12 protein-coding genes are annotated in these 14587 nt (G+C 72.2%); 9 read left to right on the forward strand and 3 right to left on the reverse strand.

Annotated features, from left to right (window positions below):
- From ACIBK6_RS35285 to ACIBK6_RS35295, 3 genes are all read left to right on the forward strand, one after another.
- The coding region (locus ACIBK6_RS35285) for an alpha-isopropylmalate synthase regulatory domain-containing protein (protein WP_399056412.1) at positions 1-993 on the forward strand (993 nt) is incomplete at its 5' end.
- A gap of 97 nt (positions 994-1090) precedes the next feature.
- Positions 1091-2431 (forward strand): hypothetical protein, encoded by a 1341-nt coding sequence (locus ACIBK6_RS35290; RefSeq protein ID WP_399056414.1) that lies wholly within the window; start codon positions 1091-1093, stop codon positions 2429-2431.
- Positions 2432-2518: 87 nt separating this feature from the next.
- Entirely contained in the window at positions 2519-3559 is a 1041-nt protein-coding gene (locus tag ACIBK6_RS35295) for a hypothetical protein (protein ID WP_399056416.1), read from the forward strand.
- 86 nt (positions 3560-3645) lie between these two features.
- On the opposite strand, the gene ACIBK6_RS35300 is transcribed toward ACIBK6_RS35295, so the two are convergent.
- The gene (locus tag ACIBK6_RS35300; RefSeq protein WP_399056418.1) at positions 3646-4254 is read right to left on the reverse strand and encodes a YceI family protein; all 609 of its coding nucleotides are present in this window, start codon (positions 4252-4254) and stop codon (positions 3646-3648) included.
- A 143-nt stretch (positions 4255-4397) separates the two neighbouring features.
- Positions 4398-5729 carry a helix-turn-helix domain-containing protein gene (locus ACIBK6_RS35305; RefSeq protein ID WP_399056421.1) on the reverse strand — a complete coding sequence of 444 codons (1332 nt, stop codon included), beginning with the start codon at positions 5727-5729 and terminating at the stop codon, positions 4398-4400.
- Positions 5730-5853: 124 nt separating this feature from the next.
- On the opposite strand from ACIBK6_RS35305, the gene ACIBK6_RS35310 reads away from it, so the two are divergent.
- The gene (locus tag ACIBK6_RS35310; protein WP_399056583.1) at positions 5854-7200 is read left to right on the forward strand and encodes a M64 family metallopeptidase; all 1347 of its coding nucleotides are present in this window, start codon (positions 5854-5856) and stop codon (positions 7198-7200) included.
- 102 nt (positions 7201-7302) lie between these two features.
- On the opposite strand, the gene ACIBK6_RS35315 is transcribed toward ACIBK6_RS35310, so the two are convergent.
- The gene (locus ACIBK6_RS35315) at positions 7303-8364 is read right to left on the reverse strand and encodes a substrate-binding domain-containing protein (RefSeq protein WP_399056423.1); all 1062 of its coding nucleotides are present in this window, start codon (positions 8362-8364) and stop codon (positions 7303-7305) included.
- A 251-nt stretch (positions 8365-8615) separates the two neighbouring features.
- Here ACIBK6_RS35315 and ACIBK6_RS35320 point away from each other — a divergent pair, with 251 nt between their 5' ends.
- The 5 genes from ACIBK6_RS35320 (at position 8616) to ACIBK6_RS35340 (ending at position 14531) form a co-directional block, all read left to right on the forward strand.
- Positions 8616-11006 carry a polysaccharide lyase 8 family protein gene (locus ACIBK6_RS35320; protein ID WP_399056424.1) on the forward strand — a complete coding sequence of 797 codons (2391 nt, stop codon included), beginning with the start codon at positions 8616-8618 and terminating at the stop codon, positions 11004-11006.
- A gap of 171 nt (positions 11007-11177) precedes the next feature.
- A complete protein-coding gene (locus ACIBK6_RS35325) occupies positions 11178-12761 on the forward strand; it encodes an acyl-CoA carboxylase subunit beta (protein WP_399056425.1) in 1584 nt (527 codons plus the stop codon).
- Positions 12762-12773: 12 nt separating this feature from the next.
- Complete coding sequence (locus ACIBK6_RS35330; RefSeq protein ID WP_399056426.1) at positions 12774-12983, forward strand: acyl-CoA carboxylase subunit epsilon; 210 nt, start codon at positions 12774-12776, stop codon at positions 12981-12983.
- A 137-nt stretch (positions 12984-13120) separates the two neighbouring features.
- On the forward strand, positions 13121-13708 hold the full coding sequence (locus ACIBK6_RS35335) for a TetR/AcrR family transcriptional regulator (protein ID WP_399056428.1): 588 nt from the start codon (positions 13121-13123) through the stop codon (positions 13706-13708).
- Positions 13701-14531, forward strand: a complete 831-nt coding sequence (locus tag ACIBK6_RS35340; protein WP_399056430.1) for an alpha/beta fold hydrolase — start codon at positions 13701-13703, stop codon at positions 14529-14531. Before ACIBK6_RS35335 ends, ACIBK6_RS35340 begins: the two co-directional genes overlap by 8 nt.
- Positions 14532-14587: the final 56 nt, after the last annotated feature.

The raw sequence follows: 14587 nt of genomic DNA on the forward strand, positions 1-14587 counted from the left end.
GACACGGGTGCGCGGCTGGGTATCCACGCGCAGGACGACACCGGGTGCGCGGTCGCCAACACCCTGGCCGCCGTGGACGCGGGCGCCACCCATGTGCAGTGCACCGCGAACGGCTACGGCGAGCGGGTCGGCAACGCGAACCTGTTCCCGGTGGTGGCGGCTTTGGAGTTGAAGTACGGCAAGCGGGTGCTGCCCAAGGGTGCGCTGGCGGAGATGACGCGGATCTCGCACGCGATCGCCGAGGTGGTCAACCTGGCGCCGTCCACGCACCAGCCGTATGTGGGTGTCTCGGCGTTCGCGCACAAGGCGGGCCTGCACGCCTCCGCGATCAAGGTCGACCCCGACCTCTACCAGCACATCGATCCGGGTCTGGTCGGCAACCACATCCGGATGCTGGTGTCCGACATGGCCGGGCGGGCCTCCATCGAGCTCAAGGGCAAGGAACTCGGCGTCGACCTGGGCGATGACCGCGCCACCGTCGCCCGCGTCGTGGAACGCGTCAAGGCACGCGAACTGGCGGGTTACACCTACGAAGCCGCCGACGCCTCCTTCGAACTCCTCCTGCGTGACGAAGTCGAAGGCGGCCCCCGCAACTACTTCCGCATCGAGTCGTACCGGGCGATCATCGAGACCCTCAAGGACGGCACCCACGCCAACGGCGCCACCGTGAAGTTCTGGGTCGGCGACGAGCGGATCATCGTCACCGCCGAGGGCAACGGCCCGGTCAACGCGATGGACTCCGCGCTGCTCCAGGGACTGGAGCGGTTCTATCCGCAGGTCGCCAAGTTCGAGCTGGTCGACTACAAGGTGCGCACCCTGGAGGGCAAGCACGGCACCGCCTCCACCACCCGCGTCCTGATCACCACCACGGACGGCACCGGCGAGTGGACCACCGTCGGCGCGGGCCCCAACGTCATCGCGGCGTCCTGGGAAGCCCTCCAGGACGCGTACACCTACGGACTGCTGCGCGCCGGAGCCAAACCGCTCCGGTAGGGGGTGTCCGTGGATCCGTCCAGGATGGAGCGGGGCGCGCCGCTCCTGCTCCATCCTGTATGTCCGTTTCCCGGCGGCCTCAGGTAGCGTCGGGCCCATGAGGCTCAGGGTTTTCTCCGCACTCGCCGCCGCAGCGCTCGCCGCGCTGGCCGTGGCGGCCCCCGCGATGGCCGCCACCGGCGCGTCCGACGTGGCCGACCAGCTCAAGAAGAGCCCCGTCTACGTGGACCCCGGGGCCGCGAACCAGCTCAGTCCGGCCCAGGCCGACGCGCTCGCGAAGAAGATCAAGGACGCGGACAAGCCGCTCTTCGTGGCCGTGCTCCCCAACAGCGCCGCGTTCCCCAAGGACTCCATCCTCCCGATCCTGCGCACCGACACCGGCGTCAGCGGCCTGTACGCGATCCGCCTCGGCGACGCGTTCACCTCCGGCGCCGACCGCAAGGTCATGTCGAAGCAGGCCGTCCAGAACCTGAACACCGCCGTCCGCGCGCCCGGTACCAACACCGACGCCGCGACCCAGCTCAACACCTTCGTCGACAAGGCGCTCCCGCAGATGAAGGGCCACGCCCCCGCCTCGTGGAGCGGCGGCTCGGGCTCCGGCGGCGGGGTCAGCACCGGCGCGCTCGTCGGCGTGGGCGCGGTGCTCGTCGCGGGCGGCGCGGGCGGGTACGCCCTGGTGCGGCGCAACCGCAGGAAGAAGGCCGAGGAGGAGCGGGCCGCGCTGCAGCGCCTCCAGGTCGTCGTGGACGAGGACATCACGGCGTTCGGCGAGGAACTCGACCGGCTCGACTTCCACCCGGCCGAGGCCGGTGCGGACGATGCGATGCGCGCCGACTACGAGCGCGCCCTTGACTCGTACGAGACCGCGAAGTCGCTGATGGCGAAGGCCGCGCGGCCCGCCGATGTGTCGGGCGTGACCCAGGCCCTGGAGGACGGCCGGTTCTCCCTCGCCACCCTCGCGGCCCGCCGCGAGCACAAGCCGCTGCCCGAGCGGCGCGCCCCCTGCTTCTTCGACCCGCGCCACGGCCCCTCCGTCGAGGACGCCAGCTGGACCCCGGTCGGCGGCGCCCCGCGCCAGGTGCCGGTCTGCCTGGCCGACGCGACCCGGCTGCGCGACGGCCAGGACCCGATGGTCCGCGAGGTCGACACCGACCAGGGCCGCCGCCCCTACTACGACGCGGGCCCGGCGTACGGCCCCTGGGCGGGCGGCTACTTCGGCGGCGGCATGCTGCCCGGCCTCCTGATGGGCACGATGCTCGGCTCGATGCTGTCCAGCCCGGCGTACGCAGCCGACTACGGCGCCGGTTCCTACGACGCGGGCTCCGGCTTCGACGGCGGCGACGTGTCGGGCGCCGACTTCAACTCCTCCGACTTCGGCGGCGGTTGGGGCGACGGTGGCGGCGGCGACGGGGGAGGCTTCGGCGGCGGCGACTGGTGACCGGGCCGGGCCCGGCGGTCGGCTGTTGACCCGCCCCGTTCCAGCGGGCGATAGTTTGCGAGCCGGACCATCCAGGGTTGGGGATACATGCACGCCGGGCACGACGACGTCATATCGGTCTGCGCCGATGCGGAGGCGCTGCTGCGGGCGGGCCGCAACAGCGAGGCCCGCAAGGCCGCGCGGGCCGCGCTGTACACGGACGGTCCCGACCCCCGGCTGTACGCCCTGCTCGGCCGCGCGCACGCCGCCGAGGCCGACCAGCGGCACACCGACCGGGCCGAGGCCATCCTCCGCGAAGGCCTCGCCACCTTCCCCGAGGACCCCGTCCTGCTGGCCGCGTACACGGATCTGCGCGCGGCGGTGGATCAGGCAGCCGCCCCTGAACTCGCCGCCCCGCCAAGGGAGTTGAGCCCCGAACGGCGCCGAGCGGCGGCTGCCGGTCAGGCGGCGGCGGCCACGGGAGCGGACCCGTCCGCGCCGGGACCGGCGAACGCCGATGGGGCGACGGACACCGATCGGGCGGCGGCCACCGGTGGGGCGGCGAGCGCCGATCGGGCGGCGGCCACCAGCATCCCCGTCACCGGCCAGGGCGGACGCGGTACCACGACCGCGACATCGGCCGGCCGTCGGCAGCGGCACGACGCACGCCTCGTGCTCGCCGTCATCGGCCATCCGATCGGCGCCGCCCAGCAGGCACGGGGCCAGGCGCAGGCGCGGCCCGCCGATGACCGGATCGCCGTCCTCGCCGAAACGCTCAGCGCGCTCGCCCGCCCCGGCCGGGCACCGCTGCGACTCCTGGTGCGGGCCCCGCTGACCGCCGGGGTCGGCTGCTGGGCCTGGTTCGCGGGCTGGCTGCTGGCCGTGGCCGCCCTGCACCTCCCGGCACCGGCAGGCCTCGCCGCACTGCTCGGCCCGGCGCTCTTCCCGCTGCTCCACGGGGTGCTGTGGGCGGCCCGCCACCGGGCCCGCGACCGCGCACCGGCCGCTCCCGCAGGGCCGCCCCCACACAGGGCGTTCCCCGTGCTGCCACCGGTCCCGCCGTACACACCCCGCGAGAAGGCGGCCGCCGCGCTGGTCCTCGCCATGGTCGCCGTAGCCCTCGCGGGCTTCGCACTGACGGGTAACTGAGCGGGTAACTGAGCGCTACGGCGTGGCCGGCCGGGGTGCGGGGCTCCGGCGGGCCGTGCCGTTTCGGCGGGGACGCGGGCCAGGTGTCACGCCGCCTTGATCGCGGAGATGTCGAGGGTCAGCTTCACCTTGTCGCCGACCAGGAAGCCACCGGTTTCCAGGGCCGTGTTCCAGGTCAGGCCCCAGTCCGAGCGCACGATCTCGGTGCCGCCCTCGAAGCCGATGCGCTGGTTGCCGTAGGGGTCGGTGGCCGTGCCGTTGAACTCCACGTCGATGGCGAGCGGCCTGGTCACGTCCTTGATCGTCAGGTCTCCGGTGAGCTGGTACGTGTCGCCGCCGAGCGCCTTCGCCCCGGTCGAGCGGAAGCTCATCACCGGGAACTGCTCGGCGTCGAAGAAGTCGGCGCTGCGTAGGTGGGCGTCGCGGTCGGCGATGCCGGTGTCGATGCTGGCGATCTTGATGTCGACGGAGGCGGTGGAATTCGCCGGGTTCGCGCCGTCCAGGGTGAGGGTCCCCTCGGACTCGGTGAAGGAGCCCCGGACGTTGGTGACCATGGCGTGCCGCACCACGAAGCCGATCCTGGTGTGCGCCGGGTCGATCGTGTACGTGCCGCTCAGCGCGGCCAGCGCCGGGTCGACGTCGGCGGGGGCGGCGGAAGCGGGGGTGCTGCTGTTCTTGCGGCCGAAGAGACCCATGACTGCTCCTTGGGGACGCGCTGCGGCCTTGCGCCGGAGCGGTTTAAGTTTCAACGAGATTCAGGTTAGGTCCATTCCGTTCGGGTTTCAACAACTTCGATTCCGGTGGTGTGGCGAGCGGTCGTTCCGGCAGTGGGAGTGCGCTAGATGCGGGGTGCCATGGGGGCCGGGCCCAGGGTCGTCGTGCCCGGTGCGGCGCGGTGGCCGAGGCCGGTGCGGTAGGCGTCCAGGGCCGCTTCGATGCGGCCGGTGCGGCGCAGGAGGTCGCCGAGCAGCCGGCACAAGTCTGCCACGTCACCGCTCGCCCCGCTCCGTTCGAGCAGCCCCAGCGCGGTGACGTAGTGCTCCTCCGCAGGCTCCGGCTCGCCCCGCTCCTCGCAGATCAGCCCGAGCAGCCGGTGCGCCCCGCCCGCGTGCACCGCGCCGTGCCGATCGCCGAGCTCGGTGAGCGGGGTGAGCAGCGCCATCGCCTCCGTGTGCCGCCCCCGGCGGCGCAGCACGTCCGCCAGCTCCACCTCGACCTGCGCGGTGAACAGCGCGGCCCGCTTGGCCGCGAGCATGTCCCGTGCCGTACTCAACTCCCGCTCGGCGGCGTCCAGTTCGCCCTCCTGGGCGTACACGTAGCCGCGCATCCAGTGGCAGTGCGCGAGGTCGGTGCGCAGCCGCAGCTGGCGGTAGATCGACTGGGCCTTGGCGAGCGAGGCGTCCGCGTCGGCGGTACGCCCCTCCGCGAGGAAGGTCCGCGCCACCTGCCGGTGCATTCCGGCGACCAGTGCCGGGTCCGAGACCTGCGGGGCCAGTGCGAGCGCCAGCTCGGCGGCGCGCGCGGCGCGGGCCTGGGCGCCCATGTCCAGATAGGGGCCGATGACCGCGGCGTACAGCAGGACGAGCGCCTCCGGGTCGGCGAGCCCGCTGATGCCGAGAGCGTCGATGGTCGACTCCAGGAGATAGCAGGCGTAGCGCAGCTCGCCCGCGAGGATGTGCGCGACGGCCCGGCCCCGGATCGCGCGCGCCCGGCGGGGCAGCGGCTCGGCCGCCAGAATCTGCTCGCACGCCTCGAAGTGCCGTATGGCGTCGGCGAGTTCACCGGTTTCGAGCGCACAGTCGCCGAGGCCGAGCAGCGCCTCGGCCCGCTCCTCGTCCAGGCCGTGCAGCTCGGCCTCGGTGAGCAGTTGCCGGTAGCGGACGGCGGCCTCGTCGGCCTCGCCGGTCGCGAGCGCCCGCTGGGCGTCGGTCAGGCCGAGCCGGAGTTCGGTGGCGAGGTGGGCCGGGCGCCCGGTGGCCAGCTCCTCGTACGTCGTGCCGAGCCGCTCCGCGAGATGGCGCAGGGCGGCCTCGGAGGGGCGGACCTTGCCGGACTCCAGGGTCGAGACATAGGCGGGCGTATAGGCGGGCTCGGCCAACTGGCGCTGGGTCAGGCCCAGTTGAGCGCGCAGTCGCTGAACTCGGCGGCCGATCACGGCGGGTTCATCCATGGCATCCCCTTGGCCCCGGGCCATTGCGCACGCCCCGTGCGCCCCCTAATTTAAGCAGGCCGTTCAACGCATTTACCCGATCGCTTAACTTCCGTTACAGGAGGAGGACTTCGTGCGTCCACCCATGCGCAGAGGCATCGTGACGGCGGCGCTCGCCACCACCGCCGTCCTGGCCGCGCTCGCCGCCGGACCCGGCTCCGCGGCCGCGGCCGATCCGGGGCCGCCGCAGCCGCACCGGCAGGTACAGGTCGAGATACCCGGCCCGGAGTCCGGCACCGGGGAGACCCTCGCCGGCTCCGGCCACGCGCTCGTACCGTCGAATGGGCAGGGCAAGCCCGCGCCGCACCTCTCGGCGCCCGCGGCCGTCGCGGCCGACGGCCAGGTCACCAAGATGATCGACAACGGCTCGACCGCCGACCGCCTGGACGTCGTCATCATCGGCGACGGCTACACGGCCGATCAGCTGGCGCAGTTCCACGCCGACGCCAAGGAGAAGTGGGGCGAGGTCACCGGCGTCGAGCCGTACACCACGTACCAGAACCTCTTCAACGTCTGGACGGTGGACGCGGTCTCCGCCCAGTCCGGCGTCTCCGGCGACCCGGCCAAGGGCGACGTGAAGAACACCGCGCTCGGCGCGTACTTCTGGTGCGACGGCGTCGAGCGGCTGCTCTGCGTCGACCAGGACAAGGTCGACTCGTACGTGGCGAAGGCGCCCCGGGCCGATCTGGTGATCGTCCTCGCCAACAGCGCCAAGTACGGCGGCGCGGGCTACAACGAGCCGTCCAAGACGCTCGGTTACGAGGGCATATCCACCGCCTCGGCGGGCAACGCCAAGTCCGGCCAGGTCGCCATCCACGAGACCGGCCACTCGCTCGGCAAGCTGGCCGACGAGTACTTCTACCCGGGCACCCCCGGCTACGAGCACTACTCGGGCCCCGAGGCGGTCCAGCCCGACATCTCGATCCTGCCCGCCGACCAGATGGCCGCGCAGCGCACCAAGTGGTACCGCTGGCTCGGCGAGACCTCGCCGGACGGGGGGACGGTCGGCGCGTACGAAGGCGGCGGCTACTACGTCACCGGCCTGTACCGGCCCACCGACGCCTCGATCATGCGGGTCCTGGGCAAGCCGTTCAACTTGCCCGGGGTGGAGGCCATGATCGCGGGCTTCTACCGCCACGCGTCGATCGCCACCGCCGGCACTCCGACCACTCGTACGCTGCGGTCCTACGACACCGCGAAGGTGACGGTGCCGCGGCTTGCCGGTGCGCGGCAGCTGGATGTCCGCTGGTACCTGGACGGCAAGGAGCTCAAGCGGTACGCGGGCCGTACGGCCGTGCCGGTGAGGGGGTTGGGCCTCGGCCGCGGCGACCACCGCCTGACGGTGAGGGTGGCCGACCGGACGCCCTCGGTCCGCGACCCTGCGATCGCAGCGGGACTGCGGGGGAGTGTGGAGTGGGGGGTGCGTCGCTGACCCGGGGCCGCCTTTGCTGGGGGCTGCGCCCCTAGCAAATCAAGCCCCTCCGGCGTTTGAGGAACGGGGGTTCGGGGGCGGAGCCCCCGGAGGGCACCCCGGTCAGCTGCTCGATGACCGTACCTTCAGCTCCGGCAGGATCGACAGATGGTGTCTGGGCCGCGCGGGGTCACCGATGCGGAGGGCCAGGAGGTCCACCGCCGCCACCCCCACGGCCCGCTTCGGCGGCGCCACCGCGGTGAGCGGAATGTCGGCCAGCGCCGCGACCTCGTCGTCGTACGCCACGATCGCGAGGTCGCCCGGCACGGAGAGCCCCCGTGCCCGCAGCCGCGGAAGCAGCACGATCGCATCGTGGTCGTTGTGGACCAGCACCGCGTCGAGCCGCCCCGCGGCCACCGCCCCGGTGAACTCGTCCAGTTGGGCGTCCCGCCGGGCTGGATCGGTCTCGGGGGCGGTGATCGTGAAGCGGAGTTCCCCGGGCGCCGGGAGCGCGAGGGAGGCGAGCCCGCCGAGGTAGCCCTCCAGGACCAGCGCGCCGTGCGGGCTGTCCGCGCGCAGCAGGAGCCCGATCCGCTCGCGGCCCGCCCGCGCGAGATGGCGTACGGCGAGGCGGGCGCCGTACGCGTGGTCGGTGACCACCCGCTCGGCACCCGGGACATCGTCCCCGGAACGCCGCTCCACCAGGGCGAACGGCACGCCCAGCGCCGCCAGCCAGTCCTGGTCGCCGACCGGGCTGCACGGCGCGATGAGCAGCCCGTCGATCCCGTGGGCGAGCAACTGGCGCACCTGCGCCTGCTCCTCGTCGGGGCGGTACTGCGAGATGCCGAGGACGAGCCGGATGCCCCGGGCCGCGGCGGCCTCCCTGGCACCCTTGATGACCTCGGGGTAGTAGTAGTCGGCCGCGGGCACGACGAGGCCGAAGACAAGGTCCGGGCCGGGCCCGCCGGGCGGCTGGAACGCGGGGGCGGCCGATGCCGCCGCGGCATCGGGCAGCAGCGCGCCGCCGTGCACCCGCGCCACCAGACCGCGCTCGGCGAGCGCCTCCACGTCCCGGCGCACGGTCACCGCGGACACCTTCAACTCCTCGGCGAAGTCGGTCACTCGCAGCGAGCCGCGCTCCCGCAGCCGCCGCAGTATCGCCTGGTGCCTGTCCTCGGCGTGCACGTGATTCCGCCTCTCCGGTCGACCGTCGTCAATCGCTGACCAGGAGCGTAACCCTCGCTAGATCGTTTGTGCACGGTTCTGACCGAACGATCAATTTCCCTGATGAATGTGCGAACTCTTGCGCGTTCTTTCGAAGTCATGAGAGAAACCGCTCAATCGCGCCTCACCCAACCCGCGTTCCGTGCTCCCCCGTGCCATCCAGCGCCACCCCGAGCTCCTCCCGCCTCGTTTCCGCTCCGGAGGTTCCGTCCATGTCATCCGCCCAGGGCCGTTCACGCCGCACCTTCCTCGCCGCGTCCACAACCGGCGCCGCCGCCGTCGCGCTCGGCCTGACGCTGCCCGCCGCGCGCGCCGCGCTGGCCCAACCGGCCGCCACCGGCGACGAGTTCGACACCCTGCGGCTGAGATGGCGCGACCTCACTCTCGGCACCGGCTTCGACGCGACCGCCGAGCCGTACGCCACCAAGCTGGCAGCGCTTGGCACTTCGGCCCGCACCGCACTCACCGCCATGCGGCCCGTGACCGGCTCGCTCTGGCCCGACCAGCCGCTGACCACCCCGGCCACCGGCTCCGCCAACATGAGCGGCAGCTACGGCCGGCTCAACACCATGGCGCAGGCCTGGGCGCAGCCCGGCACCGGCTCAACCGGCGACCCCGCCCTGATCGCCGCCGTCGGCAGGGGTCTGGACCACCTCTACACCCAGATCTACAACGAGCACACCAAGACCTTCGGCAACTGGTGGGACTGGCAGATCGGCAGCTCCCGGCTGCTCCTTGACACTGCCGTCATCGCCCACGACACCCTCACCGCCGAGCAGATCGCCCACTACACCGCCGCGATCGACCACTTCGTCCCGGACAGCGCCGTCGCCCGTTACACCGGCACCTCCACCGGGGCCAACCGCACCGACCTGTGCCGGGTGCTCGCCACGCGCGGTGTGCTCGGCAGGAACGCCGCGAAGATCGCGCTGGCCCGGGACGCCCTGTCGCCGGTCTTCCCGTACGTCACCTCGGGCGACGGGCTGCACGCCGACGGGTCCTTCGTCCAGCACACCTGGATCGCCTACACCGGTTCGTACGGCGAGGTCCAGATCGACGGCCTGGCCCGGCTCTTCGCCCTGCTCGCCGGGTCCAGCTGGGCGGTCACCGATCCGAACCGGCAGATCATCCTCGACTCGGTCGAGCGGAGCTACGCACCCCTCATCCACAACGGCCTGATGATGGACTGCGTCAACGGCCGCGCGGTCTCCCGCCAGACCACCGACGACCAGCTCACGGGCCGCACCGTCATGGCCCACATCGCCATGCTGGCCCTCAGTGCGTCGCCCGCCGAGCGCGACCGCTGGCGCGCACTGATCAAGGGCTGGGCCGCCCGGACCCAGGCCCCGCCCGTCCTCGCCGATCAGCGGCTCTCCGTCGCCGGCCTCGCCCTGCTGCGGGCTGCCGTGGACGCCGCGCCCGCCGCGGCGCCCGCCCCCACCGGCCACCGGCTGTTCCCCGCCATGGACCGCGCGGTGCACCGCGGCACCCGCTTCGCGGCCTCGCTGAGCATGGCCTCGGAACGGATCGCGTACTACGAGAACGGCAACGGCGAGAACCTGCGCGGCTGGCACACCGGCTCCGGCATGCTCGCCTGGTGGGGCGACGGCTTCGCCCAGGACCAGTACAGCGACGGCTTCTGGCCCACCGCGGACCCGTACCGCATGCCCGGCACCACCGTCTCGCGCAAGCCGCTCGCGGACGGCGAGGGCGGCGCCTGGGGCGCGGCCAGGCCCGCCGTGAAATGGGTCGGCGGCGCCACCGACGGTACGTACGCGGCCGTCGGCCAGCACCTCAAGGGGCTGTCCGCCACCCTCACCGCCCGCAAGTCGTGGTTCTTCGCGGGCGACGAGATCGTGTGCCTCGGCGCCGGGATCACCGCCACCGACGGCGTCCCCGTCGAGTCGGTCGTGGACCACCGCAACCTCGGCGCCACCGGAACCAACGCCCTCACCGTCGACGGCCGCCGGCTGCCCGCCACCCTCGGCCGCCACGACACCTTCCCGCGGGCCCACTGGGTGCACCTCGCGGGTCACGGCGGCTATGTCTTCCCCGACGGCGCCGCCGTGCAGGCGCTGCGCGAGGAGCGCACCGGCACCTGGAAGGCCATCAACACCGGCGGCACCAGCGACCCGGTGACCCGCCGCTACCTCACCCTCTGGTCCGACCACGGCACCGATCCCGTCGACGCCTCGTACGCGTACGTCCTGCTGCCCGGGGCCCGGCAGCAGGAGACCGCGGGACGCGCCGCCGACCGCGACCGCGTGCGCATCCTCGCCAACTCGCCCTTCGCGCAGGCCATTTCGGCCCACCGGCTCGGTCTGCTCGCCGCGAACTTCTGGACGGCGGGCACGGCGGGCGACCTGGCGGTGGACGGCCCCGCGAGTGTTCTGGTCCGCACTGCGGCGCACACGGCCACCCTCTTCGTCGCCGCGCCCGAGCGCACCGGGACTCCCATCGAGCTCACCTGGGACCGGCCGGTACGCTCGGTGGCCGCGCGGGACCCGAGGATCGAGGTGCTCGCCACCAGCCGCTCGCTGCGGCTGCGCATCACTCCGGACACCTTCTGCGGCACGGTGCGGACCGAGGTCGTGCTCGGCTGACGCGGAAACCCCGCCCGGGGCCGTTGTCGGGACCCTACAGATCTCGGCCCCCTGGCGCTGTCGAGTCGGCCGCTCGGCGCAGGTCTACTGTCATCCCTCACTAGGAAAGCGGTCCGGAGACTGTTCGGAGTCGACGGAGGAAATCCTTGGTCGCTTTCGTAGGGTCGGTACATGACCGTTGTGGACGAAACCCCGGGCGAGCCGAGCGACACCCGTGGACGCGTGGCCGAGCTGCTCGCCCTGCGCGAGGAGGCCCGGCGCGGGCCGAGTGACCGTGCGACCGAGGCGCAGCACGCGAAGGGCAAGCTGACCGCGCGTGAGCGTGTTGAGCTGTTGCTCGATCCGGAGTCGTTCCATGAGGTGGAGCAGCTGCGGCGGCACCGGGCGTCGGGTTTCGGCCTGGAGGCGAAGAGGCCGTACACGGACGGTGTGATCACCGGGTGGGGCACGGTGGAGGGCCGGACGGTCTTCGTGTACGCGCATGACTTCCGGATCTTCGGCGGCGCGCTGGGTGAGGCGCACGCGACGAAGATTCACAAGATCATGGACATGGCGATTGCGGCGGGTGCGCCGCTGGTGTCGCTGAACGACGGTGCGGGCGCGCGTATCCAGGAGGGTGTCTCGGCGCTCGCGGGGTATGGCGGGATCTTCCAGCGCAACACCAGGGCGTCGGGTGTGATCCCGCAGATCTCGGTGATGCTGGGTCCGTGCGCGGGTGGCGCCGCCTACTCGCCGGCGCTCACGGACTTCGTGTTCATGGTGCGGGAGACGTCGCAGATGTTCATCACCGGGCCGGACGTGGTGCGTGCGGTGACCGGTGAGGAGATCTCCCAGAACGGTCTGGGCGGCGCGGATGTGCACGCCGAGACCTCGGGCGTCGCGCACTTCGCGTACGACGACGAGGAGACCTGCCTGGCGGAGGTCCGCTATCTGATCTCGATGCTGCCGTCGAACAACCGGGAGAACCCTCCCGTCCACCCCGGCGGCGATCCCGCCGACCGCCGCTCCGAGGTCCTCCTGGACCTGGTCCCCGCCGACGGCAACCGCCCGTACGACATGCACAAGGTGATCGAGGAGCTCGTCGACGACGGCGATTTCCTGGAGGTCCACGAACGGTGGGCCCGCAACATCATCTGCGCGCTGGCCCGCCTGGACGGGCAGGTGGTGGGGATAGTGGCGAACCAGCCGCAGTCCCTGGCCGGGGTCCTGGACATCCAGGCCTCCGAGAAAGCCGCCCGCTTCGTACAGATGTGCGACGCGTTCAACATTCCCATCGTCACCCTGCTGGACGTACCCGGCTTCCTGCCTGGCGTCGACCAGGAGCACGGCGGCATCATCCGCCACGGCGCGAAACTCCTGTACGCGTACTGCAACGCCACCGTCCCGCGGATCTCACTGATCCTGCGCAAGGCCTACGGCGGCGCGTACATCGTCATGGATTCGCAGTCCATCGGCGCCGACCTCACCTACGCCTGGCCCACCAACGAGATCGCCGTGATGGGCGCGGAAGGCGCGGCCAACGTCATCTTCCGCCGCCAGATCGCCGGCGCCGAAGACCCCGAGGCGATGCGCGCGCGCATGGTCAAGGAGTACAAGGCCGAGCTGATGCACCCCTACTACGCCGCCGAACGCGGACTGGTGGACGACGTCATCGACCCCGCCGAAACCCGCCAGGTCCTCATCGCCTCCCTCGCGATGCTCCGCACCAAACACGCCGACCTGCCCTCCCGCAAGCACGGCAACCCCCCTCAGTAAGAGGAGACCGACGTGAACACCCCGACGCCTTCCGAATCCGTACTCCGCGTGGAAAAGGGCGACGCCGCCCCCGAGGAACTCGCCGCGATCACCGCGGTGCTCCTGGCCCGCGCCGCCGCCCAGGCCGACGCCCCCGCACCCAAGCGCGGCCGCAACACCGCCGGCTGGCGCCGACTGGAGCGCGCCCCCGGCTTCCGCGCCCCCCACTCCTGGCAGGTCTGACCTCTCCCGGAGCCACCGCGTGAAAGGCCCTCGCCGAGACATCGGCGGGGGCCTTTTTCGCTGTCCGAAAGCCTGTGGCCTAGGTATATTAGGCCTGAACCTAGAGGTACTAGGTTTCTGGTTCAGGGGGTGTGCGGATGGTGCGGGCAGGACTGAGCGCCGAGCGGCTCACCGTGGCGGCGGCCGAGCTGGCCGACGAGGTCGGGTTCGAGAACATCACCGTGTCCGCACTCGCGCGGCGCTTCGGCGTCAAGGACGCGAGCCTGTACTCGCACGTCAAGAACCTCCGCGAGCTGCGCCAGCGGGTCGCGCTGCACACGGCGGGCGAGTTCATCGACGCCATCGCGGCGGCCGTCGCGGGCCGGGCGGGCAAAGACGCCCTGATCGCCTTCGCCGACGCCTACCGTGCCTACGCGCTGGCCCATCCCGGCCGGTACGCCGCGACCCAGCTGCGGGTCGACCCGGAGGTCCTGGCGGACTCGACTGTCCTCGCGCGCACCGTGGACACCACCTACGCGATGCTCCGCGCCTACGGCCTCGCCGAGCCCGACCTCACCGACGCCGTACGCCTGCTGCGCAGCACCTTCCACGGCTACATCAGCCTCGAAGCGGCGGGCGGCTTCGGCCACCCCCGCGAGGTGCGGAAGTCGTGGGAGCGCGGGGTCGAGGCGCTGCACATCCTCCTTGAGCACTGGCCCACGAACGGGGAGAACAACGATGGCTGAACCGACCACCGGCACGCTCAAGGTGCCGGGCGCGACCCTCCGGTACGAGGTGCGCGGCACCGGACCCGTACTGCTGCTCATAGCGGGCGGTGGCGGTGACGCCGGGATCTTCGAGCCGGTGGCCGATGCGCTCGCCGACCGGTACACGGTGGTGACCTACGATCCGCGCGGCCATTCGCGCAGCCCGCTCGACGGTCCCGACGTGGACCAGCGGGTGGACGTACAGGCCGACGACGCGTACCGGCTGCTCGCGCGGGTGGCGCCGGACGGGGCGCCCGGGTACGTCTTCGGCAGCAGCTCGGGCGCGATCGTCGCGGTGGAGCTGCTGATCAGGCACCCCGAACAGCTGGCCCGGGTGGTCGCGCACGAGCCGGTGCTCGTGGGGCTGCTGCCCGACGCGGCCGAGCAGCACGCGTTCTTCGGCTCCGTCGTCGCCGCCTTCCATCGCGAGGGCGTCGGCGCGGCCATGGCGGAGCTGGGCGCGGGATGCGGCGAGGAGCGCGGGGGAAAGCCGGACTTCAGCGCGCTGTCGCCGTCGATGACCGAGACGTTCCAGCGGGTGCACGGCAATACGGCGTTCTTCCTGGCCCGGATCCTCGGCCAGTTCAGCGGGCATGTGCCGGATCTGGCCCAACTCGACGCGCAGGCGGGCAAGTTGGTACCGGCCGCAGGATGGGCCTCGTACGGGCTGCGGCTCCACCGGCCCGCCGCCCACCTCGCGGAGCGGTACGGCACCGAGCTCGCGGAGTTCCCCGGCGGCCACGTCGGGGTCACCACCCACCCCGCCCAATTCGCCCGGAAACTGGCCGAGTTGCTGCGGTAGCCGCATGACGAAGGCCCCGTGCTCCGGTGACGGAGTGCGGGGCCTTTCCCGTACGT

The organism is Streptomyces sp. NPDC050485, assembly GCF_044458185.1.
Classification (GTDB): domain Bacteria; phylum Actinomycetota; class Actinomycetes; order Streptomycetales; family Streptomycetaceae; genus Streptomyces.

What these genes read in the sequence shown, in the direction of transcription:
- ACIBK6_RS35290 (WP_399056414.1), top strand. Translation starts at nt 1,091, where the DNA reads ATGAGGCTCAGGGTTTTCTCCGCACTCGCCGCCGCAGCGCTCGCCGCG.
- ACIBK6_RS35295 (WP_399056416.1), top strand. Translation starts at nt 2,519, where the DNA reads ATGCACGCCGGGCACGACGACGTCATATCGGTCTGCGCCGATGCGGAG.
- ACIBK6_RS35300 (WP_399056418.1), bottom strand. Translation starts at nt 4,254, where the DNA reads ATGGGTCTCTTCGGCCGCAAGAACAGCAGCACCCCCGCTTCCGCCGCC.
- ACIBK6_RS35305 (WP_399056421.1), bottom strand. Translation starts at nt 5,729, where the DNA reads ATGGATGAACCCGCCGTGATCGGCCGCCGAGTTCAGCGACTGCGCGCT.
- ACIBK6_RS35310 (WP_399056583.1), top strand. Translation starts at nt 5,854, where the DNA reads ATGCGCAGAGGCATCGTGACGGCGGCGCTCGCCACCACCGCCGTCCTG.
- ACIBK6_RS35320 (WP_399056424.1), top strand. Translation starts at nt 8,616, where the DNA reads ATGTCATCCGCCCAGGGCCGTTCACGCCGCACCTTCCTCGCCGCGTCC.
- ACIBK6_RS35325 (WP_399056425.1), top strand. Translation starts at nt 11,178, where the DNA reads ATGACCGTTGTGGACGAAACCCCGGGCGAGCCGAGCGACACCCGTGGA.
- ACIBK6_RS35335 (WP_399056428.1), top strand. Translation starts at nt 13,121, where the DNA reads ATGGTGCGGGCAGGACTGAGCGCCGAGCGGCTCACCGTGGCGGCGGCC.
- ACIBK6_RS35340 (WP_399056430.1), top strand. Translation starts at nt 13,701, where the DNA reads ATGGCTGAACCGACCACCGGCACGCTCAAGGTGCCGGGCGCGACCCTC.